31 protein-coding genes, 1 other RNA gene and 1 pseudogene are annotated in these 25,320 nt (G+C 41.9%); 18 read left to right on the forward strand and 15 right to left on the reverse strand.

All coding sequences use genetic code 11. The features are described 5' to 3' along the window. Positions 1 to 257 precede the first annotated feature (257 nt). The 8 genes from TOL9009_RS0135960 (at position 258) to TOL9009_RS0135990 (ending at position 4,096) form a co-directional block, all read left to right on the forward strand. On the forward strand, positions 258 to 590 hold the full coding sequence (locus tag TOL9009_RS0135960) for a hypothetical protein (RefSeq protein WP_029638377.1): 333 nt from the start codon (positions 258 to 260) through the stop codon (positions 588 to 590). 13 nt (positions 591 to 603) lie between these two features. Next, positions 604 to 873 carry a hypothetical protein gene (locus TOL9009_RS0135965; RefSeq protein WP_029638379.1) on the forward strand — a complete coding sequence of 90 codons (270 nt, stop codon included), beginning with the start codon at positions 604 to 606 and terminating at the stop codon, positions 871 to 873. A 24-nt stretch (positions 874 to 897) separates the two neighbouring features. Beyond that, complete coding sequence (locus TOL9009_RS44875) at positions 898 to 1,314, forward strand: DUF1016 N-terminal domain-containing protein (RefSeq protein ID WP_084763458.1); 417 nt, start codon at positions 898 to 900, stop codon at positions 1,312 to 1,314. Positions 1,315 to 1,320: 6 nt separating this feature from the next. Further along, complete coding sequence (locus tag TOL9009_RS42770; RefSeq protein ID WP_277926089.1) at positions 1,321 to 2,037, forward strand: PDDEXK nuclease domain-containing protein; 717 nt, start codon at positions 1,321 to 1,323, stop codon at positions 2,035 to 2,037. 227 nt (positions 2,038 to 2,264) lie between these two features. After that, positions 2,265 to 2,639, forward strand: coding sequence for a hypothetical protein (locus TOL9009_RS0135975; RefSeq protein ID WP_029638381.1), 375 nt, complete (start codon positions 2,265 to 2,267; stop codon positions 2,637 to 2,639). 27 nt (positions 2,640 to 2,666) lie between these two features. Continuing rightward, entirely contained in the window at positions 2,667 to 3,089 is a 423-nt protein-coding gene (locus TOL9009_RS0135980) for a type II toxin-antitoxin system VapC family toxin (RefSeq protein ID WP_029638383.1), read from the forward strand. Positions 3,090 to 3,342: 253 nt separating this feature from the next. Continuing rightward, positions 3,343 to 3,852 carry a DUF4365 domain-containing protein gene (locus TOL9009_RS0135985; protein ID WP_029638385.1) on the forward strand — a complete coding sequence of 170 codons (510 nt, stop codon included), beginning with the start codon at positions 3,343 to 3,345 and terminating at the stop codon, positions 3,850 to 3,852. Then, positions 3,845 to 4,096 carry a type II toxin-antitoxin system HicA family toxin gene (locus tag TOL9009_RS0135990; protein ID WP_015131012.1) on the forward strand — a complete coding sequence of 84 codons (252 nt, stop codon included), beginning with the start codon at positions 3,845 to 3,847 and terminating at the stop codon, positions 4,094 to 4,096. Before TOL9009_RS0135985 ends, TOL9009_RS0135990 begins: the two co-directional genes overlap by 8 nt. A 317-nt stretch (positions 4,097 to 4,413) precedes the next feature. Here TOL9009_RS0135990 and TOL9009_RS0135995 read toward each other — a convergent pair whose 3' ends face one another. Continuing rightward, positions 4,414 to 5,115, reverse strand: a complete 702-nt coding sequence (locus TOL9009_RS0135995; RefSeq protein ID WP_029638390.1) for a CAP domain-containing protein — start codon at positions 5,113 to 5,115, stop codon at positions 4,414 to 4,416. A gap of 431 nt (positions 5,116 to 5,546) precedes the next feature. After that, positions 5,547 to 6,317, reverse strand: coding sequence for a thioredoxin domain-containing protein (locus tag TOL9009_RS0136000; RefSeq protein ID WP_038298320.1), 771 nt, complete (start codon positions 6,315 to 6,317; stop codon positions 5,547 to 5,549). Positions 6,318 to 6,700: 383 nt separating this feature from the next. Here TOL9009_RS0136000 and TOL9009_RS0136005 point away from each other — a divergent pair, with 383 nt between their 5' ends. Next, positions 6,701 to 8,959, forward strand: a complete 2,259-nt coding sequence (locus tag TOL9009_RS0136005; protein ID WP_029638394.1) for a DUF1796 family putative cysteine peptidase — start codon at positions 6,701 to 6,703, stop codon at positions 8,957 to 8,959. Between the two features lie 216 nt (positions 8,960 to 9,175). Here TOL9009_RS0136005 and TOL9009_RS50680 read toward each other — a convergent pair whose 3' ends face one another. After that, positions 9,176 to 9,316 (reverse strand): zinc ribbon domain-containing protein, encoded by a 141-nt coding sequence (locus TOL9009_RS50680; protein WP_084763493.1) that lies wholly within the window; start codon positions 9,314 to 9,316, stop codon positions 9,176 to 9,178. On the opposite strand from TOL9009_RS50680, the gene TOL9009_RS46640 reads away from it, so the two are divergent. The 4 genes from TOL9009_RS46640 (at position 9,300) to TOL9009_RS0136025 (ending at position 12,106) form a co-directional block, all read left to right on the forward strand. Further along, positions 9,300 to 9,470 (forward strand): type II toxin-antitoxin system RelE family toxin, encoded by a 171-nt coding sequence (locus TOL9009_RS46640; RefSeq protein ID WP_144238467.1) that lies wholly within the window; start codon positions 9,300 to 9,302, stop codon positions 9,468 to 9,470. The genes TOL9009_RS50680 and TOL9009_RS46640 overlap by 17 nt on opposite strands. A gap of 44 nt (positions 9,471 to 9,514) precedes the next feature. Then, the gene (locus tag TOL9009_RS0136015; protein WP_029638396.1) at positions 9,515 to 9,862 is read left to right on the forward strand and encodes a hypothetical protein; all 348 of its coding nucleotides are present in this window, start codon (positions 9,515 to 9,517) and stop codon (positions 9,860 to 9,862) included. A gap of 90 nt (positions 9,863 to 9,952) precedes the next feature. Continuing rightward, a complete protein-coding gene (locus TOL9009_RS0136020; protein ID WP_029638398.1) occupies positions 9,953 to 10,669 on the forward strand; it encodes a thermonuclease family protein in 717 nt (238 codons plus the stop codon). Positions 10,670 to 11,410: 741 nt separating this feature from the next. After that, positions 11,411 to 12,106 carry a CAP domain-containing protein gene (locus tag TOL9009_RS0136025; protein WP_029638400.1) on the forward strand — a complete coding sequence of 232 codons (696 nt, stop codon included), beginning with the start codon at positions 11,411 to 11,413 and terminating at the stop codon, positions 12,104 to 12,106. A 260-nt stretch (positions 12,107 to 12,366) separates the two neighbouring features. Here TOL9009_RS0136025 and TOL9009_RS0136030 read toward each other — a convergent pair whose 3' ends face one another. From TOL9009_RS0136030 to TOL9009_RS49945, 3 genes are all read right to left on the reverse strand, one after another. Next, positions 12,367 to 12,558 (reverse strand): hypothetical protein, encoded by a 192-nt coding sequence (locus tag TOL9009_RS0136030; RefSeq protein ID WP_029638402.1) that lies wholly within the window; start codon positions 12,556 to 12,558, stop codon positions 12,367 to 12,369. 4 nt (positions 12,559 to 12,562) lie between these two features. After that, positions 12,563 to 12,760, reverse strand: coding sequence for a hypothetical protein (locus TOL9009_RS0136035; RefSeq protein WP_029638405.1), 198 nt, complete (start codon positions 12,758 to 12,760; stop codon positions 12,563 to 12,565). A gap of 137 nt (positions 12,761 to 12,897) precedes the next feature. Further along, complete coding sequence (locus tag TOL9009_RS49945) at positions 12,898 to 13,026, reverse strand: hypothetical protein (protein ID WP_260676013.1); 129 nt, start codon at positions 13,024 to 13,026, stop codon at positions 12,898 to 12,900. A 135-nt stretch (positions 13,027 to 13,161) separates the two neighbouring features. Between TOL9009_RS49945 and TOL9009_RS0136045 the strand changes: the two genes are divergently transcribed. Next, positions 13,162 to 14,010: an alpha/beta fold hydrolase gene (locus TOL9009_RS0136045; protein WP_029638407.1), complete on the forward strand. Its 849-nt coding sequence runs from the start codon at positions 13,162 to 13,164 to the stop codon at positions 14,008 to 14,010. 22 nt (positions 14,011 to 14,032) lie between these two features. On the opposite strand, the gene TOL9009_RS0136050 is transcribed toward TOL9009_RS0136045, so the two are convergent. From TOL9009_RS0136050 to carA, 5 genes and pseudogenes are all read right to left on the reverse strand, one after another. Beyond that, entirely contained in the window at positions 14,033 to 14,335 is a 303-nt protein-coding gene (locus TOL9009_RS0136050) for a DUF1816 domain-containing protein (protein ID WP_029638409.1), read from the reverse strand. Between the two features lie 74 nt (positions 14,336 to 14,409). Next, positions 14,410 to 15,249 (reverse strand): annotated as a pseudogene (gene rlmB / locus TOL9009_RS48220) (23S rRNA (guanosine(2251)-2'-O)-methyltransferase RlmB); the annotation flags it as partial. Positions 15,250 to 15,969: 720 nt separating this feature from the next. Further along, positions 15,970 to 16,452, reverse strand: a complete 483-nt coding sequence (locus TOL9009_RS0136060; RefSeq protein ID WP_029638411.1) for a Mini-ribonuclease 3 — start codon at positions 16,450 to 16,452, stop codon at positions 15,970 to 15,972. A gap of 586 nt (positions 16,453 to 17,038) precedes the next feature. Beyond that, positions 17,039 to 17,431, reverse strand: a complete 393-nt coding sequence (locus tag TOL9009_RS0136065) for an STAS domain-containing protein (protein WP_029638413.1) — start codon at positions 17,429 to 17,431, stop codon at positions 17,039 to 17,041. Positions 17,432 to 17,557: 126 nt separating this feature from the next. Beyond that, the gene (gene carA / locus TOL9009_RS0136070; RefSeq protein WP_029638415.1) at positions 17,558 to 18,721 is read right to left on the reverse strand and encodes a glutamine-hydrolyzing carbamoyl-phosphate synthase small subunit; all 1,164 of its coding nucleotides are present in this window, start codon (positions 18,719 to 18,721) and stop codon (positions 17,558 to 17,560) included. Between the two features lie 25 nt (positions 18,722 to 18,746). On the opposite strand from carA, the gene TOL9009_RS46645 reads away from it, so the two are divergent. Together TOL9009_RS46645 and TOL9009_RS0136075 are read left to right on the forward strand one after the other, a co-directional pair. Then, on the forward strand, positions 18,747 to 18,926 hold the full coding sequence (locus tag TOL9009_RS46645; protein ID WP_144238468.1) for a hypothetical protein: 180 nt from the start codon (positions 18,747 to 18,749) through the stop codon (positions 18,924 to 18,926). Positions 18,927 to 19,029: 103 nt separating this feature from the next. Continuing rightward, positions 19,030 to 20,103 carry a retropepsin-like aspartic protease family protein gene (locus TOL9009_RS0136075; RefSeq protein ID WP_029638417.1) on the forward strand — a complete coding sequence of 358 codons (1,074 nt, stop codon included), beginning with the start codon at positions 19,030 to 19,032 and terminating at the stop codon, positions 20,101 to 20,103. Here the strand turns inward: TOL9009_RS0136075 and trpD are convergent. Together trpD and TOL9009_RS0136085 are read right to left on the reverse strand one after the other, a co-directional pair. Continuing rightward, positions 20,033 to 21,142, reverse strand: coding sequence for an anthranilate phosphoribosyltransferase (trpD, locus tag TOL9009_RS0136080; RefSeq protein WP_029638419.1), 1,110 nt, complete (start codon positions 21,140 to 21,142; stop codon positions 20,033 to 20,035). The two genes, TOL9009_RS0136075 and trpD, sit on opposite strands and share 71 nt — an antisense overlap. Positions 21,143 to 21,589: 447 nt before the next feature. Beyond that, positions 21,590 to 22,978 carry a hypothetical protein gene (locus TOL9009_RS0136085; protein ID WP_029638421.1) on the reverse strand — a complete coding sequence of 463 codons (1,389 nt, stop codon included), beginning with the start codon at positions 22,976 to 22,978 and terminating at the stop codon, positions 21,590 to 21,592. Here TOL9009_RS0136085 and TOL9009_RS46650 point away from each other — a divergent pair. Together TOL9009_RS46650 and TOL9009_RS41685 are read left to right on the forward strand one after the other, a co-directional pair. Continuing rightward, entirely contained in the window at positions 22,963 to 23,145 is a 183-nt protein-coding gene (locus TOL9009_RS46650) for a hypothetical protein (protein ID WP_144238469.1), read from the forward strand. The two genes, TOL9009_RS0136085 and TOL9009_RS46650, sit on opposite strands and share 16 nt — an antisense overlap. Positions 23,146 to 23,347: 202 nt before the next feature. Further along, positions 23,348 to 23,620 carry a DUF1830 domain-containing protein gene (locus tag TOL9009_RS41685; RefSeq protein WP_038298325.1) on the forward strand — a complete coding sequence of 91 codons (273 nt, stop codon included), beginning with the start codon at positions 23,348 to 23,350 and terminating at the stop codon, positions 23,618 to 23,620. Positions 23,621 to 23,681: 61 nt separating this feature from the next. Here the strand turns inward: TOL9009_RS41685 and ssrA are convergent. Further along, positions 23,682 to 24,072: a transfer-messenger RNA gene (ssrA, locus tag TOL9009_RS42775) on the reverse strand. A 233-nt stretch (positions 24,073 to 24,305) separates the two neighbouring features. Continuing rightward, positions 24,306 to 25,253 carry a F0F1 ATP synthase subunit gamma gene (locus TOL9009_RS0136100; RefSeq protein ID WP_029638422.1) on the reverse strand — a complete coding sequence of 316 codons (948 nt, stop codon included), beginning with the start codon at positions 25,251 to 25,253 and terminating at the stop codon, positions 24,306 to 24,308. Positions 25,254 to 25,320 lie beyond the last annotated feature (67 nt).

Here is a 25,320-nt window from a genome sequence, read left to right on the forward strand (position 1 = left end):
GTGCGATCGCATTTGTTATTTTGGGGAAGTGCGATCGCATTTGTTATTTTGGGGAAGTGCGATCGCATTTATGATGTTGTGGAAGTGCGATCGCATTTTTAATGTTGAGAAAGTGCGATCGCATTTATGATGTTGGGGAAGTGCGATAGCTTCGTTAAGCTGTGTGATCGCGTTGATGTAAATATTTTTTTGCTTATACTAAATATTACTCAATACCGATAGTATGCTGTTGTTGATAAAATAAATATCATTAGCTTGTGAGCCTAGAAACAATACCAGATGAAGCTGTAGTTGTTCGAGGAGGACGCAATCGTCCAGAAGATATTGAACGAGCAATTGGAACACACCCCAGTGGTGTAACTGGAATCTCTGTAGAAAGCGCGGTAGGATTATCTGTAAAGGAACTATCTGCAAAAATCCCTCATGGGCAAATTGGGGTGACAACCGTAGGTGAAATTCGTCAACTTGGGGGTGATGTTATTCGGACATCTGGCAGAAGCCTCCATCATGCTACATTAATAGGCTTGACATCTGAGCAGATTAGTAATTTGTTGACACCCACAATTGGCAACCCAGGCAAGTCAAATTAGGAGTTATCAAAATATGGAAAAGTCAAAAGTCTTTGTAGATTTCCATAACGCTGATGTTCAAGGTCGCTTACGCCTTAATTGTACTGGTACGATTGAGGATTTAGCTCATCAGAAAATTTGGTTGCAAAATGGTCAAGAAATAACGCTTTATAGCGAAGATTTAGAAGTAGATGGAATTGTTCAATATTCAACAACAGAAAATCTGTGGGTAGCTGTTATTGATTGGGACAACATAAAAGAGAAACAAGATGTGTTGGTAAAAGAAGACGAAGTTGTTATTTAAAAAAGAGACTCACATTAAACAGCTATACGAGCAGTTAACAAAATTTTGACTATTCGTAACTGGTTGATAGGTGCTTATATTTTTGAGTACGAGCAAAATGGAGTTGATAGAGCTGCTTACGGTACGCAACTAATCAAAAAGCTTGCTGACGATTTAAAAAGTAGAAAAATCGATGGTTTATCTGACCGTAATTTGAAAAATTTTCGCCAATTTGCACTAACTTATCCTACTTTGGCAAAAGATGATAATATTTCTGCTTTTTTATCGGTAATTAGCATACCATTAAACCAGCTTCAAATTCGGCAGCCACTGTCTGCCGAATTGAATAAGCTTCCTGAAAGTTTTTTTCCTGCCCTAAAAGCTCGTGAATTAGAAAGTACATCACTTCTTTGGCAAGATAGTAATTATTATCAGCGTTTGTTTTCTGCATTTTCATGGTAACATATTCTGGAATTAACTCCTATTAACAATACGACTAAGCGAGCTTTTTATGAATTGGAATGCATAAAAAGTAACTGGTCTAAACGAGAATTAAAACGCCAAATTAACAGTATGCTTTACGAAAGGATAGGCTTATCTAAGGATAAAGAAGCTGTTTTAGCACTGGCAAATGAAGGACAACTTATTGATAGCCCGGAAAAAATCTTACGCGACCCTTATATTTTAGAATTTTTAAAATTAGAAGAAAAAACTAGCTACTCAGAATCTGATCTCGAAGAAGCTTTAATTAATCACCTACAAGAATTTATGCATGAATTAGGTCGAGATTTCTGTTTTGTTGACCGTCAATTCAGAATTACAGTTGGCGGAGAACATTATTTTCTCGATTTGTTATTTTATCATCGCTCTTTGCAGTGCCTGATTGCTATCGATTTAAAGCTAGGAAAATTTAAGCATGATTATGCCGGACAAATGAATTTCTACCTGAACTATTTGCGAGAGAACGTTGCATATCCTCATGAGAATTTTCCCGTGGGTATTCTTCTGTGTGCGGAAAAAGATGCAGAAGAGGTTTACTATGCAACAGCAGGACTTGATAATCAATTATTTGTGTCGCGTTATATGGTAGCACTCCCTTCAGAAGAAACCCTTAAACAATGGTTGAAAGAAGAACAAGATCGGCTTGAGAAACAGTTTGATTTGGGTTCGACAAAGAAAATATGATTGTTAATTTTTAAATGGGAGGTCTAGCTTTAAAGCGATCGCATTTGTGATGTTAGGGAAGTGCGATCGCATTTGTGATGTTGGAAAGTGCGATCGCATTTGTGATGTTGGGATTAGTGCGAGAGTCCGTAGGAGTGGTCTTTGACCATCGCATTTATGATGTTGCGAAAGTGTTACAATAAATGCAACTTCATTTACAATTAAAGGAAATATAGTTAAAAATCGCTATGAATTCCTTCTCCAGAGTAACATCACAAGCAAAAAACCAAGACAATAGCGAAGTATTAGTAAACGTTATTGTTAAACAAGGTAGTGATGGGAGAACAATTGCGATCGTTCCAGGTTTACCAGAACTACAAGTAGAAGCAAGCGATAAAGCAACAGCCTTAAGCCAAATTCAGCAACGACTGGAAACCCATTTGGCAGGAGCAGAGATTGTTTCTTTACCTGTAAAATTGCCATCTCTTGAGCGGAAAAATCCTTGGTTAGAAATGGCTGGAGTTTTTAAAGATGACCCACAATTTGAACAAATGCTCGCAGCGATTGAAAACTATCGACACGAATCAGATAAAACTATAGAAGATGATTCCTCGCAAGAGTAGGATTATATTTGCTTAGGTATAAATCAGATGACGCGATGGGTGCTTGATACTGACCATATTTCACTATTACAAAGAGGTAATCCAGTTGTTATTAGTAAAGTAGCTACTATTAACCCCTTAGAAATATCAGTAACAGTTATAACTATCGTTGAACAAATGTACGGTCGTTTAGATGTTATCAAACGAGCAAAAACAAAACAAGAATTAGTTACAGCTTACGCTTTATTAAAAGAAACATTTAATCGGTTATGTCAAGGGAATATTCTGGATTTCGATGAAGCCGCATTTGATATTTATAACGAATTACGTGCAGCAAAAATTCGTATTGGTACACAAGACTTAAGAATAGCAGCCATTGCACTTTCTGTAAGTGCTACAGTGGTAACGCGCAACAGTAAAGATTTTGAAAAAGTTCCTGGTTTGAAAATTGTGGATTGGTCGATACCTTAAGACTTTGGCGATCGCATTTATGATGTTAGGGAAGTGCGATCGCCTTTTGGTTATGTTTGGGAAAGTACTATGTGCAAAGCTTAATATTAGGAAAATTATAATATAGCAATCCTAAATGAGTTGTGAAAATAGAGAGGCTCAGATCCCCGACTTCTCAAAAAAGTCGGGGATCTCGTTGTTCACGCTCTTATTTAGGAAACTTCTAATATAACTTTGATAATATTGATGATATTGAAACTAAAAAGCTCGGTAAATGCCAAGAAAAAAGCGACCACGAGAGCATATAATAGCAGATTTAAGTGTAAATTATGTCGAACGATATGTCTTGCTATGTGGCTATTCTGTAGAGCGCATTGAGTATGATTATGGTTACGATCTAGTAATTTTTACTTATAATGCTGAAGGTGAAATTGAAAATGGTCAGATATATGTACAGTTAAAAGCTACAGATTCACTCTCTATACTTTCAGATCAAAAAACCATTACTTTTGCTCTCGCACGCTCAGATTTGGAATTATGGTTGGTTGAACCAATGCCATGTATTTTAATTGTATATGACGCAAAAAACAGCCAAGCTTATTGGCTATATATACAAGGATATTTTGAAAGTTTTGAGGGATTCGATTTATCAAATGTTGGTGATAGTGTTACTGTTCGTTTATCTAAAGACAACGTATTAAATTGGCAGGCGATCAAAATATTTGCTAAATTTAAAAATGATGTTCTCAGCCAGTTACAAGGAGTGATTCGTCATCATGGTTAGAGAAATTAAATTCACCGAATTAGAGAAATTGCTCTTAGAGACGGGGTTTGTAACAATGCAGACCTTTGGCTCCCAAAAGATTTACCAGCATCCATCATCTGGTACATTAATAGTTCTGCCTGGTTACGAGCAACAAGCGTATGTCAGAACATTGCATTTAGTTGCAGTGCGACGAATACTGTCGGAAAATGGCTTGATGGATAGCGATCGCTTCAACAGTTTTTTGAACAAGGTAGCAAGCTAAATGCCACATGCGATACTCCGTTCGCGTAGCGTTCCGCAGGAAAGGAGTCACTTCGTGAACGCGTTTTGGTTAATTTGGTTTGGAGTGCGATACTCCGCAGGAGTGGTCTTCGACCATCGCATTTAGTTTGGGTTGGAATGCAAAAGCACAATTTAGTGATACCAAATCAATCAAATTAAAAAGCCTGCTGTAAATCCTCAAATGTATTTGCTAAAGCGATATTTCGTAAAATCACTTTTAAACGCTCTAAATCGGATACACAAATTATAAACTGGACACTGACTCAGTATCCATGATTTATTCCACGTTGGTAACGCTTAAAAGGATTTTTCTTTGTATCCACCAGCATAATCAATCACGCATATCGTTCTGTATTTGGCGTGAGTTCCATACGCGACTCCTGCGACTTTAAAAGCAGGATTAAAGATATTTTTTCTATGACCGCGATCGCGTACCCCATCATCTATAATTAATTGCATGACGATATCTTGAGCCGTATTTGGACCGTAGCTGATGTTTTCTCCAGCGGTTGTTAGCCAAGTTCCATAACGACTGATACGCGTAGAAGGGCTGCTACCATCAGCACCATAATGACCTGTTACGCCTTTTGCTCCTTGGTCTTTGACATGATCCCTAGCGGCTAAAGACATTCCTTTAGATGCAGTTAAAGCTCCTACAGGACGAACTGACTTGAGAAATGCGATCGCTTCATCAACAGCTTTTGCCCCTTCTTGCGTCTGTAAATAGCTATTACCCGAAATTTTGATTCGGTTGCCTTGAAAGCGCTTTTTATAGCTTTCCATAATCGGGATATATGCCTTGGGATTTGTCCGCACTTTGTTCATTTGAGCAATCACCTGTTCTTCTAAAGGTGAGAGGTAACTTGCTTTTGCTAACAAAGTTGGATTAATTTGAACTACATTCGGCTGGAAAGTTGATGTATTTGCTCTTACTGGGTGAGAAAAAAAGCTAGCGATCAAACCAACACCAAAAACTACGCGCAATCCTAAACGATGCATTTATTACCTCACGATTTATGTTCTCAGGGTTAACACAGAATAAATTACATGCACCTAACATTCTTGTTAAACCTGGCTTGGGGAGAATGTATTAGTTTTAACACTGAGAGTAAAAAATGCCAAGAGTAAGCTTACTTAAGTTGATGATTTCAGAAGGCAGAAGTACGAAGGCAGAAGGCAGAAAGAACCCACGTTTAAAAACGTGGGATTGAAGCAAGGACGCTTTGTCGGAACGCGCACTTTCCGCTCGATACAATTCTTTGTTTAAACTGGGCTTTATACCCACAAAGTAAGTTTTTATTAATACTTCTTTCCTTCTGCCATCTGCCCTCTGCCCTCTGCCTTTCTTGTAAGCGATCGCGTCATTGATCGTAAACAAACTGCGATCGCATCATAACTTAAGGCGGGGTATCCCCGCCTTAACAAGATAATTACCGAGTCGCACGAGCTAAGGCTTCTTCCATGTCTGATAGCTGCACCGCACCAGAGAAACTTTCACCATTCATGACAAAGAAAGGTGTACCAGTCAGCCCCAAATTTTGAGCTAGCTGCATATCTTTAACAATTTCATTATCGGCAAGAGCGCGATCGCTTTTAAATTTGTCTAAATCCAACTTGAGATTTGTGGCAATATCCAAATACTTTGCCTCACTAAGTTCTTTTTGATCAGAAAATAGCGCATCACTATATTCCCAGAATTTGCCCTGCTGATTTGCTGCCCAAGCTGCTTTTGCGGCTGGCACTGCTTGAGCATGAATTTGTGTCAAGGGGAAATGCTTGTAAACTAATGTCACTTGATCTTGATGCTTGTCCATAAACTGTTTCAGAGTTTTGTTAGCCTCAGCACAATAGGGACACTGATAGTCGGAAAATTCAACTAAAACAATCTTTGAATCAGGTGAGCCAGTAACAGGAGAATTACCAATCACCGCTTGGGGGTTGATTTGTAATTCTTGCAAAAATGCCTGCTGTGATTGTAGTATTTCCTGTCTTTGTCGCTGCTGGTATGCTACCAGAGATTCTAGAACTACCTCTGGATGTTCGCGGATGATTTGCAGAACTTGCTGTTCGAGTCTGGGACTGATGCGGCTGGCTGCTTGCGCGGGCAATGACCAGCCTAAAATCAGACATAGCAAGCTTAGTATTGCCAAGCTACGTAGATAAATCAGTAGACTTTTTGACAAATTTAAAAATGTACGCACGTTCAAAACTCCCTATAACTGAGTATTCCTGGACAGAGAAAAAAGACCAATATCAGAGCAAAGAGAAAACTGCCGCTAGGGGGTTGTGTGGGTTTTTTGCCCAACGATTTAGATTTGTAATAATATATTACCGAATTGTGTGTAACGCTTCTTCTTTGCAGATGATGCGAAGTTAAAAATACTGTCAAAGCATCTGCTCAGATTCAGCCTGACTAGCCCCGTTGGGGCGGGGTGTAGGGTGTAGGGTGTGGGGAAGAAATAGCCCCAACAACCAGCGGGACACAAGCTCCGTCCAACGCTGTCTTCACTACACCCCGCACCCTACCCCCCACACCCTTATTTTTGACTGTGTGGCATCGTATCCATAAATCAGCAAAAAACCTATGTATCAATTCCAGGTTAGTGCATACACGCAAACTGGTGAATCCATTGCTCTGGTGGGTTCTACTCCTGAATTGGGATCGTGGGACATCAGCAGATGTATTCACCTCCGCACAAGTAGCGATCGCTATCCTTTATGGCAGACAGACAAAGAAATCGACATTCAGCCGTCTTTGAAGTCAGGTGTTCGCCGCCAGAGAGTTGAATACAAGTATATACGTCTTGATCCCAGAGGCAATGGGCGTTGGGAAGCTTTAGGACAAAACCGTTGGGTGCCGATCAACCCTGACGAGCAGTCGGGTACTATTGTTGTGGATGATGGTGTATTTGGTTATTTGCAGCCTTATCCATTCGGATACATTGAGTCGCCTGCTGTCAAGATGCCCTTGGACGAAGGGTTTGAAGGTCTAAAAATCGTCGTCATTGGCAGTTCCGTTGCCTTAGGTCATAAAGCGTGGCTGTTGAGAGGTTGGGTCTGGCTATTAGAACAAGCTTTGCAGCAAAAATATGGACACAAAGTAATAAATGTATCAGAAGCGGGAGTAAATGTCAGCAAAACCATCGCCCGATTTGCCTCAGTTGTCACGCCAGAACAACCAGATATTGTTATTATCGCCTTGTCTCTGGGTAACGAAAGGTTAGCCTACTGTCCCGCTCACGAACGAAAGGCAATACAACGGCGGTTTGAAAGCGGCTTACAGCAGCTTGTGACAATGACGCGGGCACTAGGAGCGCGTCCGATTCTGGGCGGGGTTTATCCCAATGACAACTATTCCCCTGAGCATTACTGGCTACTAAAGGATACACACAACCGCATGTTGAATTGGGGCGTACCGATACTAGATTGGTTGGCAGCAGTGGATAATGGGCAGGGACACTGGAAAGAGGGGATATCCTTCGACCCGGCTCACCCCAATACCATCGGTCACAACCTCATGTATCAGGCGCTCAACCTGCACCTTTTCCAAATTAACAAAGACGAATTAGCAAAAGAAAAGGAACGCTTCTGGCAGCCCAATGAAATCCCCATCTACCTTGATAATGCAGGTTTCTATGTTTGTGCCTGTGTCGAAGAGAAGCGTTTGCGGATCAGGAATCCATCAAAATACACCTACACTATCGCTCCCTATTGGCAAGAACTGCAAACTGCACTGCAAACTAAAGCAGGATTGCTCCCAGGCATCTACATTGCCAAAAATGCCGAGAAAGGAACACTTCCCTTTTTTGCCCTACAAGAGGATGGGGCGATCGCAACTACAGTAGAGATCCCCCCTGGTGTTGATCTGGAATACACTGCCGCATTCAATCTTTTTGCCCCGAACAACTCACAAGTTTTGTTCTATGATGGGCATCTGGGGATTTTGCAAGACGACGATCGCCACCTCTGGGTGATCAACGAATCAGACAACGAGTACAACATCCAGCCAATGTGGCAGGAGGTAAGCAAGGCACTGAAAACGATGCCAACAGGTGTATATGAAGATCCGCTTGATCCCGATGCGCCTTTTCGCACCATGATGATTAGTAAGGATGGGTTGGAAAGCCGGGTGAAAGCACCACCCCAGTCTGCGGTGCTTTTCCAATATAAATGTAAATTATCAGATATTAGCCGTGTTGGGATCATTCCCCTTGGCGATCGCTGTGCAGTCCGGATGATGCTGTATAAGATGGAGTACGATGGTCCGGCTTTTCCGTTTGATCTGACGCGCACTACCAATATTGCAGATATCGCGGATATGATCGAAAACCGTTTTTATGATATGTGGAATCCTAGCTTCCTGCATTACAATCTAGACGCAGGTAGAATCTACCACAGTAAGTGGACGGGTCTGTCCTTTGCCCACGAAGTTGAGGACACAGACGACCCGCTTAATGATATGTCTCCCGTCCATGAACGGATGCGCGTTCGTTACACAGCACGCTCCCAAAGGTTTTGGTACACAATCGAGAACTGCGACAAGGTGCTTTTCGTCCGCACAGGAATTAGCGATCGCGGTGGTGTGATTGACCTGGTTAACAAGCTGGAAAAACAATGCCAGGGCAAGCCTTTTCAACTTTTAGTTCTTTCTCCCCAAGCTTCTGATGAGTTTTTAGACCTGCCCAAAGTGCTGCATTATAATGTAGAGTTTAATCCCGATGTCATGTATGACGATTTGGGACACTGGATGTACTGCACAGAGGTGATGCGCCAAATTCTGGAATCGATTGGGGTGTCTAGCAAAAATCTGTTCTGGTGTCCACCTAAAATACCGAAAGGGTGAAAAATTAGATAGGAGCGATCGCAACTTTGAGAGTGCGATCGCCTCACATAATCCCAGAAGCGATCGCTTAGAGGAAACTGGCGGGAGATTGAAAGAGAAGAGTGACTTTAGTGCAACATTTAAACTAAACAATTCCAATATTTCTACTTGAGTCGATAGTTATGGCATCACCATTAAAGGTGAAGGCAGTTGCCTGCAAAGCTCTAAACATTATGGTTAGAGCGCCATTCCAATCTCTGGGTGCAGTGTATTTGCACTCAGAGATTGGAACTTTTTGTTTCCACCAAGTTTATGGTGAATGTGCCCACAACTAGGGCAGGTTTTGCTGGTATAGGACTCGTTGACCAGCGCAACAATAACGCCTTACCCACATCCAGAAGACGCTCGTCCATTGAAGGGTATCGAACGGCTGTATAAGGTTGGCTTGGGTGAATACCGTGTTATTTACCAGATTCAAGAGCAATCTTTACTGCTAACGGTGACAAAAATTGCACATCCAAAAGATTATTAGAAACGTGATTGGGAGATTGGACTTTGGACAAAAAAAAGAAGTAGATGATTAAATTTTTGTTACTTTTTATGGTGCTGGCTAGTCCGACCCTGCTCATTCTATGGTGTGCCAAAGCGCGCTTTGGGTTAACCTGGAATCTGCTTTTGATTCCGGTAGGTGCGATAGTTGGGTTTGTGCTGATGGCAATTGCTGGGGCTTATTTCTATGGGTTAATAACCTGGCTAAACGATCGCCAAACTGGTCCACCTCCGGCAGGGGCAATCGGAGCGGCAACTGGTAGGGCGATCATGACGTTGATTTTGATGGTTTTATTTGGCTGGATTGGGTCAGGACTCGGCGCTTGGTGGGTAGTCGAGCGCGAGGCAGAACGAATACTTCACCTGGTCAGTTAGCACTCTGGACGAATTGAGGATGTGGGGGTGCGATCGCTATGAGCAGGAGTATAATGGCACAAAAACGCATAAACTAATACTTATAAAACAATGGAATTACTGGAAATGATTTTGGCGCTGGCAACAGTAACTGGCATCGTCAATGGACAAACAATAGTTGTTAAAGAGAATACAGGGCAAACAACTCAAGTCAGGCTGGCATGTATTAATGCAGAGGGAAGCACCAAAACGCGACGTAATTTAGCAAAACAAAGGCTAAAAGAATTGCTACCACCAGGTAGTTCCGTAGTTATCAGAAGTGTAGAAAAAGATGAAAGTGGTAGCGCAGTTGGCGAAGTATATCTAGACAATCGTTCGGTAAATCTTCGTCTGGTCGAAGAGGGCAATGCTGTTGTTAATCGAGAATCTTTGTATAACTGCTCGGAGAACAAAACCCAATATTTAATTGCAGAAGCTAATGCTAAAAATAAGCACCTGGGGTTATGGCAGCAACCAAAAGAATATTCTTTGCAAGGAAAATTAATTTATGAAGAAATCCCCTCTGTGATGTCAACTAGAGCTTACAGGGGAGACGAATTTTTTTTAGTCACCAACTCCCCAAAACAAAGTCGGTTAGTGCTCCTTCCATCAGAACAAGTTTCTCATACTCAATTGCAAGCACTTAACAATCAACAAGTTGAAATAAAAGCAGTGTATTTTGAAGGTACGCGCCCTTCTTCTGATAACGTTGCCTGTCCCGTAAGTCCTGATAGACAATGTATGCCTCAAGGTAATGGCTATCAAGTTTTATCTATAGCTGCCAAGTAAGTAATTGTATTGCAGGCTATGTGGTGTAGCGCGATCGCCTCCGATGCTTCCATTGTAACCCACATATAGGAATCATATTTGATTTCTAAAAAAATCTAAGTATTTGTAGGGTGTGTTAGGCGTAAGCCGTAACGCACCAAAAGCTTAAGATGGTGCCGTACTCTCGCCTAACACACCCTACGTATCTTTTCAGAAATCAAATATTAGTCCTATATTAATTATTGTTACTAATTGTCAGGACATTTATATAGCTGTTTTTCATGTTTGGACTAATGAAAACCCTGAAGTTATCAGAACTAAGTTAATTGAACTTTGGGTCTGGAAACAAGTTGATATACTTGTAGATTCAAAGACAAAATTTACTACCTGCATTCTAGAGTATATATTTTATCAACCGGAGGAGGAACAGTCTATTAGAAATATAGTAGATTATTTACTTAATATTTCTCGAAATGATTGTATTTATTATTATCCCAGTATTGTTTTAATCAAGTATTTTACCAATAAACTGTTGCGATCGCTCTTTTGGCTTGAATAACCTACATGGCTACAGAATTTTTACTCAACAATTGAAACGCTTGCAATGATAGGATTTTGAGTCTATGTAAGTATATTTGCATTTATTGAAATCCAGATTAAGGCGATCGCCTCTATTTCAAAGCGACTAAGGAAGGAAACCAATTCTCACTGGATGAATCTAATTATATAGTGATTGGTCGCTTTCTAGTTTTGAGGTTATTGATGCGTCGCCTAGTATTTTGGGTATTTATCCCTATTAGCCTAATAGTTACATCCTGTGATACTGTGATTGAATCTTACTTTTCTATCCCGGAAACTACCCAAAAAGATTTGCAATTATCCAAAGGGGGAAATAGCCTCTCACCATTGGAAAAACAAGTAATTGTAGAAATGAATAAGGCGAGAACAAACCCTGCTGCTTATGCGACTATCTTAGAAAAGTATAAAAAGCGCTTTGAAGGTAAACGAGTTAAAATCTCTGATAATGTTTATTTGCAAACGACTGAAGGAGTCCAAGCAGTCGATGAAGCGATCGCATTTCTCAAGTCAGTTCGTCCTGTGGGAACTTTGACAGCATCTAAGGGGATGTCTTTAGCCGCTAAAGATCATGTGAAAGACCAAGGAAAAACAGGTGCAATTGGTCATGATGGTAGCGACAAAAGCGATCCCTTTATTCGCATCAGTCGTTATGGAACTTGGCAAAAAACTGCTGGGGAAAACATCAGCTATGGTTCCCACACGGCTCAAGATATCGTTATGCAACTAATTATAGATGACGGAGTACCATCGCGGGGTCATAGAATAAACATGTTTAACCCAGCTTTTAAGGTCGCAGGAGTTGCTTTTGGCATTCACTCCACTTACAGGCAAATGTGCGTGATTGATTATGCTGGAGGATATCAAGAAAAATCCGTTTAATACCTGAGTTCGACATAACAGAAACGCTTAAAAATGAGTCTTAGTCCATGTTATATCAATTACCCGCATTTATCACAAAACGGTAGGGGCGGGTTCACGAGATATTCGTGAATGATTGAAGCATATTTGTGAACCCGCCCCTACAGCCTCTGGACTTGGGTTTCATAAATTTGGTGAGAAATCCGGGAATTAGTGATTCTTGTTGACAATGAATAGTCAAAATAAATATCTCAAAGCCTTATTCTGGAGCTAAAACCAATTTAAGCAGCTTGTAGTCTTTTTAACTCTTGTATCAGTTCTCTACATTCCCTACTGGCTTCTATGGATTGACGCAATAGCTCTTGTTTCTGCTTACGATTCTCTTTTGGATAACTAGGTATTTCTCCAGCCTGACGACTTAATGTAGCAGCTAGACGACCGTATTCTTTAATTTTAGCTTTTAGTTCTTCCATCCCCTTAACCCTCTAGTTCTGAAATTACTACATCCAAATTGACCATCTGTTCATATAATATATCCGCTCTGGTTTGAAGTAGGCTAGCATCGTCAAATGCTTCTAGTTCTAGTTCAATTTCTGCTAAATCATTTAAATCCTTTACTATATCGTCTAATCGGTCATATACTTGCAACAATGCTTCAAATGTTGATTGTTTCATTTTATTTTCTTTATAGTACGCACTGGTTGTTGTAGTACATCCGAGCGTATTGTATGCCTAAAGAGTAGTTCTACACCTAAAAGCGCACTAGCTCTTTTTCTGTTATCTCTGTCAATTTTTCATAAAAACCTTTTGCTTTAAACGATGCTGTCTAAATGCTTCAAACCTGCCAAATTAACATGCTGTGGCTCATCTAAGATTTTGATACGCGCTCCATCAATCCCGTTGCTTAAGTACTTCATTAACCATTCAGAAATCACCGCCACAGCTTGAAGTTGTCAACTAGCAATTATTTATCAATAGCTGAAAATTATTGACAATTACTCAATTCTAACAAAATCCTGTAACTCTTATCATAGAAGGTTTATAGCTTATTTCATTACATCGAACTTAGGTGTTTAATGTACCACTCTTCTCGTAAAGCCGTTAATCTCAACGTAGAAGTTCAAGGCGAAGGATTCCCGATTTTATGCTTGCACGGTCATCCTGGTTCTGGCTCTAGCCTTTCTGTATTTACCGATCGCTTATCAAAACGTTTTCAAACTATCGCCCCAGATTTGCGTGGATACGGCAAAAGTCGCTTTAAAGGTGATTTTGAGATGCGCGACCATTTGACGGACTTAGAAGCGCTTATAGACCGCTTGGGAATCGAAAAATGCTTAGTGTTGGGATGGTCGCTCGGTGGCATTTTGGCGATGGAACTGGCACTAATGCTACCACAGCGCGTGACTGGATTAATTTTGATTGCTACGGCTGCTAGACCTAGAGGAAATCATCCGCCAATTAGTTTGGCAGATAATTTGTATACTGGAATTGCTGCTTTATTGAACTATGTAAAACCAGGTTGGCGCTGGAATATTGAGACATTTGGCAAGCGATCGCTTTTCCGTTACCTGATTCAACAACATACACCCACCGCTTACCGTTACATAGCCTCATCAGCAGTGCCGGCTTATTTGCAAACTTCACCTGCTGCCACTCGCGCCCTTTATACTGCCATTCAATCTGGTTACAATCGAGTTACAGACTTAGAGCAAATTTTCTGTCCTAGCCTAGTACTCGCTGGGACCGAAGACCGTCACATCACAGTTAATTCTAGCTTAGAAACTGCTCAACACCTGAGAAATTCTCAGTGGCAAAGCTACCCTAACACTGCTCATCTCTTCCCGTGGGAAATTCCTGACCAAGTACTGAGCGATATTGACTGCTGGCTACAAGAGCATCCGAAAGTAATAGCTAATAGCCATTAGCTATTAGCCATTAGCCATTCAATTATATTTGACCGCTAAAGGCAGGCTTTACTTTACGGTCAATCCATTCCCCCAAATCTTCAGCAATTGTTAAAGTACCTGGTTTGCAGCGTTTGACATTTACTGCAATTCCTTGCGCTCCTTCAACTTCTAAATCTTCTACATAGCCTTTGATTGCCGCTTTAGCTTCAGAAGAACTCATAAATGGTCCAAAGTAGTAAGTGCAATTGGGCTTTTGTGTCCCAATCTCAACCCACCAAGCCAAGCCAAAGCTGTCAAACGTATTAATTAAGGCTTCCTTGAGGTTATCCCAAATGGTTTTCATAGTTTTTGCCAGTTAATAAGTGTGCTTTTTGGTTGTTAAATGTGTGTTACTGATTTTTTTTCCTTTACATTTCTTTATACTCTGTTATGATTCGTTTTCCAAGCGGTTTTTTGTAATTTGTCTAAATGCAACGTATTTAACCAGCGTTGGCGATAAATTTCATAAAGCGCCATACCCGCCGCCACAGAAGCATTCAGACTAGGAGTATTGCCTTGTAAGGGAATCGACACCAAAACATCGCAAGAGCGTTGTGTCAACATACTCAAGCCTTCGCCTTCTGAGCCAACTACCAACACAATCGGAATTGGTTTTTTATTGTCATCTTTAGGATTGACGAATTCAACGGTATGCAGCGGTAGGCTTCCAGTGACAGCGGTACCGTAAATCCAAAAATTAGCTACTTTCAAGGCATCCAAAGCGCGGCTGAGGTTAATTACTCTTGCAACCGGAAAGGTTTCTAGGGCACCGGCTGCGACTTTCATCACCGTGGAAGTGATTCCAGAGGCTCGGCGTTGGGGGATTACTAATCCTTGAGCGCCGATCGCTTCAGCTGTGCGAATAATTGCTCCTAAGTTGTGGGGATCGGTAATACCGTCAGCTACGACAATTACTGGGGCATCGGTAGTAGAAAAAGCTTTGGTAATTAACTCGTCTAATTCAATGTAGTCGTGGGGGGCAATTTGCGCCGCTATTCCCTGATGATTTGCGTTGTAAGTAATTTGGTCTAGTCGCTTTGGTTCAACTTCATCAATCACCGCTCCGTTGTCTTTCGCTTGCAAAATCAAATTATGAAAGCGGTGATCGTAGCGCAATTTAGAAGTAATCCAGATTCGATTTAGACCGCGCTGATTTTCTAATGCAGTCAACACTGGATGGCGACCGTAGATTAGATCGCTATCTTCTGTTGGTTTAGATGAAGATGTATCAAAGAAACTGCGACCTGGGCGTGAGTCGTCTTTTGAGCCTTCGCTCCTGTTAGATGAAAATGCATCAGAGAACTTGCGACCTGGGCGTGAGTCGTCTTTTGAGCCTTCGCTCCTGTTAGATGAAGATGCATCAGAGAACTTGCGACCTGGGCGTGAGTCGTCTTTTGTGCCTTCGTTCTTATGAGGTGAAAATGCATCAGAGAACTTGCGACCTGGGCGTGAGTCGTCTTTTGTGCCTTCGTTCCTGTTAAATGAAAATGCATCCGAGAACTTGCGACGTGGGCGTGAGTCGTCTTTTGCACCTTCGTTCCTGTTAGATGAAGATGCATCAGAGAACTTGCGGCGTGAGTCGTCTTTTGTGCCTTCGTTCTTATGAGGTGAAAATGCATCAGAGAACTTGCGACGTGGGCGTGAGTCGTCTTTTGCGCCTTCACCTATTGGTTTAGATGGGGATGCACCAGACAACTTGCGACGTGGGCGTGGTTCATCTTTTGAGCCTTCCCCATCTTGATGTCGGGGACGAATCGAACTAGAAATGACACGTTTGCCTTTAATTTTTAAAGATGGTGCGCGATTTTGTTCGCGATTCGAGTTGAATTTTTTTGGATTTGACATATTACTTTGGTAGAGCGGATGGGTGAGCATCCCGATTTAATCAAGTTGGACTTACGCACTCTCAGTGATTATTTTTTTAGTGAGGTATATTTCTCACGATTTTTCTAGCTGGAGTTTTTGCAGTAGTTCGGTTAAGCGTTGAGAATCGGTAAGATACAAATAACCAATTAGAGTTTCTAGGCTAGTTGCTTGTTGATAAATTTCTCTTTCAAGGCGCTTGGGACTTTTTGTCGCGGCATTACGACCGCGCCGAACAATTTCTAATTCTGTGTCCCTCAGATAAGGAGTGAGCGATCGCAATATTTTCGCTTGTGTTTCTGCTCGGACTTGTGCCACAACTAAACGATGGTAACTTTCCACTCGCTGCGGTGGCAGCAGATAAAACATCCTCATATGAAGTTCATAAACTGCATCCCCTAAATATGCCAGGGCTGCCGGAGAAACTTTTCGCACATCTTTAAGGGAAATCTGTTGAGGTAATTGCTCTGTGGTTGCCTTAATTAATTGGCACGAAGATGAATTTTGCATGTTTGTTGCATTTGATTCATCTAATAGCTCTTCCTCCTTTGATTCCACAAGTTAACTATTCCTTTTGGCTACATTGATTTTTTCCACAGATTATAGATAGTGCTGTTATACCTAGCATAATCAACACTAGCAAACTTATTCCTAATTTTATCTTTTTAGTTTTAAATTTACATTTAGTTAGACAATTTTCAGATTGGTCTATACTCTACCAATAGGTTTTATCAAGTTTTTGTATCTTTGATTGCGATCCCCAAGTTTCAGTTAATTATTCTTTATTTTATTCGATGATGTGCTAGGCATTTATACGTTTATCGGGGAGGGGGAAAGGGGAAAGGAAAAAAGGGCAAAGGCGGGAGGATATCAATCTTTTCCCTCTTCATGATTTGAGATGTGTGGATTTAGCCGGAAGTGAGCGATCGCACTTTTATTTGTATCAGGAAAAATATCTTTTATATCATGTCCGTTTAATTAACAGTGATAAAAACCTACCTACCGTCGTAAATAGGTTCCGGCGGAACGCCTTTACATTATAAGTAATTTTTCGGTCATGATGTTATGTCCGAAAGTAATAAAAATTAAGCTATCCGAGATGAAAATCTGGATAGCTTAATTATATTTGTCAAGCAATTCTCGACTACTTAATGTTTTCTAGAGCCGCATCAACAGATGTTTGCAGGGATAGAAACTTCTCTAAGCGAACAAGCTTGACTGTTTGAGTAACGCGGGCGTTTGTGACGATTTGCAAAGTGCCTTCGGCGTTAGCCTGCTTGGCTAGCTGCACTAAAGCACCCAAGCCAGAGCTATCAATAAAGTCAATCTGTGAAAGATCCAGAATTATGTGCTTTGGACCTTCATCAATCTTGCTCCCTAGCACCTTGCGAAAAGTCGGTTCTGAAAAGGCATCCAACAGACCCGTGAGACGGAATAGCTGACAGTTCTCCCGGACTTCGCGAGTGCCTCTCAGGCTCACGGTTAGATTAAGTGATTCAGCTATAACTCCCTCCTCATCGTTAAGGTAAACGTTCAAGTATATATAATTTTTGAGCAAGTTGTCTACAACTGGCTTTATGGGTTAGTGGATACTGGATGGTGGTTGGTGCTCAACAGTACTTTTGGACAAGGTTCCAACTAACCATTTCCACTTTCTACATTTTTAGCTTATACCAGAAACAGTGCTACGTGCTGCTTGCATCGATTGGACAAACTTTTCAAACAAATAATCAGCATCGTGAGGTCCGGGACTTGCCTCTGGGTGATATTGGACTGAAAACACAGGTAAAGACTTATGACGCAATCCAGCAATGGTGCGATCGTTTAAGTTCAGGTGGCTAATTTCTACGTGGGTCTTGGGTAAAGAATCTGGGTCAATGGCAAAACTGTGATTTTGGCTGGTAATTTCTATCCTTTCTTGCAATCCTGCTGGTTGATTTAAACCCCGATGCCCAAATTTAAGTTTAAAGGTTTCTGCCCCCAATGCATGACCTAAAATTTGGTGTCCCATGCAAATGCCAAATATCGGTTTTTCGGCAGAAAGCAAAGCTTTGGCGGTTTCAATTCCTTCTGTGACTGCGGAAGGATCGCCAGGACCATTGGAAAGAAAGATACCATCTGGATTATATTTGAGAATTTCCTCGCTTGAGGTGTCTGCGGGAACAACGATAACTCGGCAACCGTAAGCAGCTAAACGGCGTAAAATATTGCGTTTGATGCCAAAATCAAGAGCAACAACGGTGAAGGACTCTTGAGAATTTGCTACACCAACTGGGTTAAATTCCCAAATTGCAGTGGTGGGATCTGACCATTCATAAACCGTTGGGGTGGTGACTTGGCGAACCAGATTTAATCCCTTCATGCTTGGAGCCGCTTGTACTTTTTCTAACAATTCTGCCTCATCGAGAATTGAGGTGGATATGCCGCCGTTCATGGCTCCAAACATGCGTATTTTGCGGGTGAGGGCACGGGTATCAATCCCGTAGATACCCGGTACTTGATGCTGTTTTAGGTAATCTGGTAACGATTGTGTCGATCGCCAATTACTCGGTTTATGACAAATATTGCGAGCGATCGCACCTTGTACTTGTGGTCGTTCCGATTCCTCATCAAGAGGATTCACCCCAGTGTTTCCTAATTCTGGATAAGTAAAAATAACTATCTGACCGCAGTAACTAGGATCGGTCAGCACTTCTTGATATCCGGTCATCCCAGTATTAAAGACCACTTCCCCGATCGCAGTGCCAGTAGCACCAAAAGACCAACCGCGATAAGTAGTTCCATCTGCCAGGACAAGTAAAGCAGGTATTGCGTCAGACTGGGGCATAGGTAAAAAATTAGGGAATTGGGCATTGGGCATGGGGCATGGGGCATGGGGTATGGGGCATGGGGCATCGGAGAAAGAGAAAAACTTTTATTCTTTATCCTTTACCCTTTCCCCTCTTCAATGCCCATTGCCCATTGCCCCATGCCCATTGCCCCAATCGAATGTCAATTATCCCATGAGTTGCTCAATTTTGAGTTGGAAGTAAAATTAATTAAAAATTAATAATTAAACAGATAAAATCTTAGAAGGAGAATTAAGGCGCAGAAGTAGATTTCAAGAGCTTTGGGCAGGTAAAATGTTAAGTAATTATGCTTCATTATTATTTATCTCGTGGATTGCTAATTTTTCTATCAGGCACTTTGGCGGTGTTGAGTTTTGGCTGTCGTGAAGACAAACAAAATACCGCCATCGGTAGCAATGAGCAACCTGCTCAAATGAATAATCTGGCAGCAGAGCCTGACATAAAAGAAACGGCACCAGCAACTAGTCCAGAAACAGAATCTCAGACACCAGTCAAGATTTCGCCGACTTCTTTTGAGTTGGGGTTAGATAAAGCGATTGGTGGTTTTAGTATCAGCCAATCTGCCCAATCAAGCGCAGATTGGAACTTGGTTGCGAGTCAATATCAGGATGCGATCGCTCTGATGAAACAAGTTCAGCAAGAAAGTCCCGACTTTGCGATCGCTCAAAGAAAAATTACTGAATATCAACTCGAAGCCAAATATGCTCAGGAAAAAGCGACTGTTAACCCGCTTTTAACAACATCACCAGAACCGCAGAAAATAGTAGTTGCTGTTCCCAAAGCATCACCATTACCAAAGTTCATCCTCCAACCTCTGCCCCAACCTGTACGCGTACAAGTAAAAAAAATACCAGATGCCGTATCATCTCTACCACAAACACTCAACCAAGCCAAAGAAAAAGAACGCCAAGAAATATTTTCAGTACCCATCAAACGGCGAATGGGTGGCACACCAATTATAGAAGTTACCTTCAATGGCAATCAACAATTTGAGATGATTGTCGATACAGGAGCAAGTGGTACAGTCATCACTCAGCAAATGGCTTCTTCTTTGGGAGTGGTGACTGTGGGGAAAGCGAAAGCAAACACCGCTAGTTCCAAAGCCGTAGAATTTTCTATTGGCTATGTTGATACGATTGAAGCAGGTGGAGTATCAGTTAATAAAGTAGCAGTAGCGATCGCTGGATCAGATTTAGAAACTGGACTTCTCGGACATGACTTTTTTGGCAATTACGACCTCACGATCAAACGCGATGTGGTCGAATTTCGCCCTCATGAGGATTTACAGCCTAATTCCTCAGAAACTCAACTAACTGCTCCAACTTCGCCCAAGCCGCACCGGATTGTAGAATATCCTTAGCCGCACTAACACCTTCGGCATGGTTCATCAACTCAACTGCACCCCCAACTTGTAGCGCTAAAGCCGCATTTAGTGCCACTACATCCTGTTGGGCAGCAGTTCCCTTACCTTGCAGTACTGCTTTGAGAATCTCTGCATTTTCTTGAACATCGCCACCCCGTAGCATTCCTATGGGAGCAGGTGTTAAATTAAATTCTTGGGGATTAATACTTGTCAACTGCACTTGACCCTCATACAACACCGCTAAATCGGTTAAATCCCCCAAACCTGCTTCATCAAGTCTTTCTCGTCCGTGCAGCACAATTGCTTTTTGTGTACCCAATTGCTGTAAGGCTTGAGCAATTGTTGCTAAAAGCTGCGGATCGAATATTCCGATAACTTGCCCAGTCGGACGCAACGGATTTACTAAAGGTCCAAGTAAATTAAATACTGTCCGTACCTTCAAAGTCCGTCGCAATGAAGCAACAGCTTTGAGTGCTGGATGCCAACCAGGGGCAAACAAAAAAGTAATCCCCACTTCTTGTAGTGCTGCTTGTACTTTGTCACTAGAGACAGCCAAATTTACACCCAAAGCTTCCAAAACATCTGCACTACCCACCCGACTTGATGCCGAACGATTGCCGTGCTTGGCGACTTTCACGCCATATGCAGCAGCCACAAAAGCCACCGCTGTGGAAATATTAAATGTCGATGCACCATCACCGCCAGTGCCACAGGTGTCGATCAGGGGAGTGGGGGAGATGGGGGGAGATGAGGGGGATGAGGAAGAAATTCCTCCTTGTCCCCCTTGTCCTCCTTGTCTCCCTAAAGACTGCCCTTGCAACACTTCAGCCATTCCTGCCAATTCGTCCACAGAAACGCCTTTGAAGTGCAATGCTGTCAAAATTGCTCCTGATATTTCTGGGGGAATAGCTTCGTTTAACCATCCTTGCATCAATTCAGCAGCTTGATTGCGAGATAAGGATTCACGGTCTAATAATTGTTGTAGCAGTGTCCAGAAGAAGGATAATTCCGGCGCCGAAATTGGGAAATTTGTCATAGATTGGATTCTTCGTAGTAAGCGTTTTAACGCTTAATATAGCGCTTCTCGTTTGAATCAAATACAGATTTATCTGCGTCCATCTGCGTTCATCTGCGTTTCCTTAATTCTTTGATGTATTGCACCCAACTGAGAAGCGCTATATTGCACGCTTTGTGCCTACTACCAACTTCAAAATAACAAGAATTTGGGTTTACCTCGCAAATTCAAATGGTTGCGATCGCTCTTTTTTGTGAGCGTTGATTTTCATTTCTGGAATTAAAATTAGTTTCACCTGACTTTTGTTTTTCCCGTATTGCTAACGTGAAATCTTCCTATAAATAGATATAAAATAATTTATTTAACTTTGCTTCAGCCCTCAAATGAGGACTAAAGTCCTCACTACAAAACTTTAATTATTTACCGGACATGATATTATATATGGCTTATGTGCTGATTTTTAAAGGTTCAACGTTGCAATTTGTACCACCCATATAAGTGAATAACCGCTAGCCAAACTGCGGAAAGTAAACCCGCAAGGCTGAGGGTAAGACCGCTAAATGATACTAATAACCCAAAAACGGGTAGCACTGCGCCGGCGATCGCACAAATGAAAGCTGCAAGGGATGCACGCCAATTTGCTCCTAACCCCCATGACAAAGCAAGTAAGATGAGGGAAATCAGAGTCCAAGCAAATTCGGCGTTCATTAAACGAGCTAAATAAGTCAAAGTCAGCAGACAAGCAAAGAAAATTCCCCCGGCAAGCGCTACGTTTTTTAAACTCATTGGGATGGATAAATATAACAACAATATCCACCAGAGAAATAACGCCGGCGCTAGCAATAATAGACGGGGGATGATGCCAGTGTTACGAATCGGGTCGGTGCTGGTATATACTCCAAAGGGATTTTTGACGGAAACATTATCATCAAATATCCAAGTAAATTGGGTGCTTTTTCTGTCAACTTTAATGTCATTTGGTATAATACCGCTGGCAAAGTTAGCTCCAGCGAAGTTAGCGATCGCTATCAAGCGAAAGTTAGAAAGTAATTGCCCTTCGGCACTATAAACCCAACGTGGTCCCCCTTGGGCTTTGTAAGTAACGCGAAAGCTGGTTTCTTCCCTTGGTTGCAAGCGAAAGGCAAAGTTATAATCGCCAGGATTGGTTTGTTGTAATCTAGTACCAGCACGCTCTACTTTATAACTTTGTAGTAGGGAGTAGCCGTTAGGTGGCGGTACTTCAAAGATAAAATTATTAATATTTTCAAGTTGATTGACAACTTTGTAGTCAGCGCTGTAATCTACGCGATAAGTTGCACTCCGACCTTGAACATCTGGAATTTGGTCAAGTTTTACTTGAATTTGCGAACCAGCTAGGGTCAGATAGCGGTTGACATCTCGCGTTTCATTTATTTTGACTATTTTGCCATTAACTTGAGTTGTCGTGGTATACGGCTCTTTTATGATGTAGCGTACTTGTGGGGCTGATTGTTCTAGTTTGTCTCCTGCGACCAAAAGAGCTACGTTCGCAACTTTTGCCTGTTCCCAGTAATGATAGCGATTGCTAAGAGTTGAACAGAGAAAAAATCCCACCACCAGTAAAATTAATACCAAGGCTAGATGCTGGAAGCCTCGCAAAAGTTCAGAATAACGTAGCGTCCATTCGCCCATAAATAGAGATTGTTCTTTGGGCAAACGACGCAGAGAAAAGCTTAGTAGCGCGATCGCTATTCCCAAAGCTATGACCAGAAATACTAACAAAACTGAAGCTTTGAGTATCTGACTTCCCAAGTGAACTAGTTCAACAGGATGTGTTAAATCAGGCACTCCGGGAATGCCTTGTGCAGAAACAAACATTAGCTTTTGCCAGAATGTACACAATCAGACAGATGAAATTTCTCAAAAGTTTCTACAATTTACAAACCTTTAAGCTAGCGATCGCTAAACTACCTATAGTTGTTTACCCAGAGTTTCCAGTTTTTCTTCTTGAATTACGGTTAGCCGATAGGAATGCCGTAGAATAAATTTATGACTATTTCATTCCTGAGAGAAAAAATCCATCTAGCTCTTTATGTCAATTAGAAGATAAAGTATGAAAGATAAAGTGATACCTTCTGCAATATAGATTTTTGTCTCTTTTTCATTAAGAATCAATACGTTCGCTTGTAAAGCAACGTCTTTTTTTGTCCTTCTGCATTCATTAGCTATCACGCAAGAAGTAAAACTATGACTCAAATTCTTGATTATCTAAATATTGACTCCGAACGTCAAATTTTGTGTGGTTATACAAATCACACTTCTCAAATCCAAATTATTCGGATTTCCAACATTCCCAATTGGTATTTTGAGCGAGTAGTTTTTCCAGAACAAATACTTCTGTTTGAAGCTTTACCAGAAGCTGAATTAGAAATTCATACAAGTACGTCGTTGGTTGAGAAAATCTGCTGTACTGATTTACACCTGGATAATGAGCGATCGCACTCTTTTACTACTGGGTAAATTGTATCCACAAAGCAAAATCCACCTACACATTAGTGTCAGGTGGATTCTTTAGGTATTTTAGTGGAACCGGGCAGAATTGAACTGCCGTCCGCAATGGGTATTAACCCCCCACTCGTTCACAGGTTTAGCCTTTCTGACCCTCAAGGCGGGAATCGTTCATTATCCCGAACGTAGGATGCTCTGATTTAATCTTAGCTAGCAAGCCAACCAGAGAACGCTTACTAGAGCATCCGTTGGGGGTTGGTCTCTAGCCCTTAACGGAGTCAAACTAGAGACGCTCGAACCTGAAAGAGGTGTTTTAGGCTGCTACTAGAGCATCCTTACGAGCAAATTTTACGATGTTGTTCGCATTTACTTTTTTTTCGAGCCTTTGATTTGCGAGAGGAGACTCACTCTCGACCTGAATCACAGAGTAGCTTTCGCCACCACGTCGAAACCTTTACGGCCCCATGTCATATTCTGATTATAATGTAGTATTTGGAAATTAGCAACAAGGTGGGGAGAGGGGGAGACAAGGAGGTGGGGAGAGGGGGAGACAAGGAGGTGGGGAGAGGGGGAGACAAGGAGGTGGGGAGACAAGGAGATGCGGGGATGGGTAAGAAACTGTTTTGCAATTCCCCTTGTCCCCTTGTCCCCTTGTCTCCTTGTCCCCTTGTCCCCTTGTCCCCCTTGTCCCTAATCCCTAAGTCAACGCCTGGGCGCCGCCAACAACCTCTAGAATTTCTTGGGTAATTGCGGCTTGTCGGGCTTTGTTATATGACAAAGAGAGAGATTTAATCAATTCGCCAGCGTTGTCGCTAGCGTTGTTCATTGCTGTCATCCGTGCGGCTAGTTCGCTGGCGGCTGATTCTTGTAACGCCCGCAATAGCTGGTTACTCAGATATAATGGCAATAGAGAATCGAGAATCTGTACTGGATCTTGCTCAAAAATCATGTCGCGGGGAAAAGCGCGAACTTGGGTAATGACTTTCTCGCGTTGCACTTCAAATTGACCGCCACGAGTTGTGAGGCGGAAAATTTCATCATCACCGGCTTCTAGACCTTGAACGTCAAAAGGAAGCAAAGTTTGCACTACAGGGCGAGAACTAACCAAGGAGATGAACCTGGTGTAGACTAGCTCTACGCGGTCTACGCTTTCTGAAAGGAACAAATCAAGCAGTTTATCGGCAATTTCATTTGCCTCAGATGCCACAGGAATTTGCTCTAAACCTGTGTAAGTTCCATCAATTGGCTGTTCTCGGCGTTGGAAGTATTGAATTGCTTTGCGTCCTACCAGTACAAACTTGTAGTTTACGCCTTCTGCTTTCAGTTCCTTGGCGCGATTTTCGGCACGACGAATGACGTTGGTGTTGTAACCACCACACAAACCGCGATCGCCTGAAATTACCAACAACGCGACAGACTTGACATCGCGTTTTTTCAGAAGTGGTAAATTTGCTTCTTCAAACCGCAAACGAGTTTGTAAGCCATACAATACTTGTGCCAAGCGATCGGCAAAGGGACGGGTAGCAATTACTTGTTCTTGAGCGCGACGGACTCTGGCTGCTGCTACCAGTCGCATCGCTTCTGTGATTTTTTTGGTGTTTTTGACCGATTGAATGCGATCGCGTATTGCTTTGAGATTAGCCATAATTTGTCCTTAGTCCTTAGTCCACAGTCAATAATCCAGAGTCAAGAGTCTAGAGTTTTTTGACTCT

Source organism: [Scytonema hofmanni] UTEX 2349, assembly GCF_000582685.1.
GTDB lineage: Bacteria > Cyanobacteriota > Cyanobacteriia > Cyanobacteriales > Nostocaceae > Hassallia > Hassallia hofmanni.

Bases quoted from the DNA above. Each gene is read 5' to 3' on its own strand.
- TOL9009_RS0135965 (WP_029638379.1), top strand. From the start codon at position 604: ATGGAAAAGTCAAAAGTCTTTGTAGATTTCCATAACGCTGATGTTCAA.
- TOL9009_RS0135975 (WP_029638381.1), top strand. From the start codon at position 2,265: ATGAATTCCTTCTCCAGAGTAACATCACAAGCAAAAAACCAAGACAAT.
- TOL9009_RS0135980 (WP_029638383.1), top strand. From the start codon at position 2,667: ATGACGCGATGGGTGCTTGATACTGACCATATTTCACTATTACAAAGA.
- TOL9009_RS0135985 (WP_029638385.1), top strand. From the start codon at position 3,343: ATGCCAAGAAAAAAGCGACCACGAGAGCATATAATAGCAGATTTAAGT.
- TOL9009_RS0135990 (WP_015131012.1), top strand. From the start codon at position 3,845: ATGGTTAGAGAAATTAAATTCACCGAATTAGAGAAATTGCTCTTAGAG.
- TOL9009_RS0135995 (WP_029638390.1), bottom strand. From the start codon at position 5,115: ATGCATCGTTTAGGATTGCGCGTAGTTTTTGGTGTTGGTTTGATCGCT.
- TOL9009_RS0136005 (WP_029638394.1), top strand. From the start codon at position 6,701: ATGTATCAATTCCAGGTTAGTGCATACACGCAAACTGGTGAATCCATT.
- TOL9009_RS0136015 (WP_029638396.1), top strand. From the start codon at position 9,515: ATGATTAAATTTTTGTTACTTTTTATGGTGCTGGCTAGTCCGACCCTG.
- TOL9009_RS0136020 (WP_029638398.1), top strand. From the start codon at position 9,953: ATGGAATTACTGGAAATGATTTTGGCGCTGGCAACAGTAACTGGCATC.
- TOL9009_RS0136025 (WP_029638400.1), top strand. From the start codon at position 11,411: ATGCGTCGCCTAGTATTTTGGGTATTTATCCCTATTAGCCTAATAGTT.
- TOL9009_RS0136030 (WP_029638402.1), bottom strand. From the start codon at position 12,558: ATGGAAGAACTAAAAGCTAAAATTAAAGAATACGGTCGTCTAGCTGCT.
- TOL9009_RS0136035 (WP_029638405.1), bottom strand. From the start codon at position 12,760: ATGAAACAATCAACATTTGAAGCATTGTTGCAAGTATATGACCGATTA.
- TOL9009_RS0136045 (WP_029638407.1), top strand. From the start codon at position 13,162: ATGTACCACTCTTCTCGTAAAGCCGTTAATCTCAACGTAGAAGTTCAA.
- TOL9009_RS0136050 (WP_029638409.1), bottom strand. From the start codon at position 14,335: ATGAAAACCATTTGGGATAACCTCAAGGAAGCCTTAATTAATACGTTT.
- carA (WP_029638415.1), bottom strand. From the start codon at position 18,721: ATGCCCCAGTCTGACGCAATACCTGCTTTACTTGTCCTGGCAGATGGA.
- TOL9009_RS0136075 (WP_029638417.1), top strand. From the start codon at position 19,030: ATGCTTCATTATTATTTATCTCGTGGATTGCTAATTTTTCTATCAGGC.
- trpD (WP_029638419.1), bottom strand. From the start codon at position 21,142: ATGACAAATTTCCCAATTTCGGCGCCGGAATTATCCTTCTTCTGGACA.
- TOL9009_RS0136085 (WP_029638421.1), bottom strand. From the start codon at position 22,978: ATGTTTGTTTCTGCACAAGGCATTCCCGGAGTGCCTGATTTAACACAT.
- TOL9009_RS41685 (WP_038298325.1), top strand. From the start codon at position 23,348: ATGACTCAAATTCTTGATTATCTAAATATTGACTCCGAACGTCAAATT.
- TOL9009_RS0136100 (WP_029638422.1), bottom strand. From the start codon at position 25,253: ATGGCTAATCTCAAAGCAATACGCGATCGCATTCAATCGGTCAAAAAC.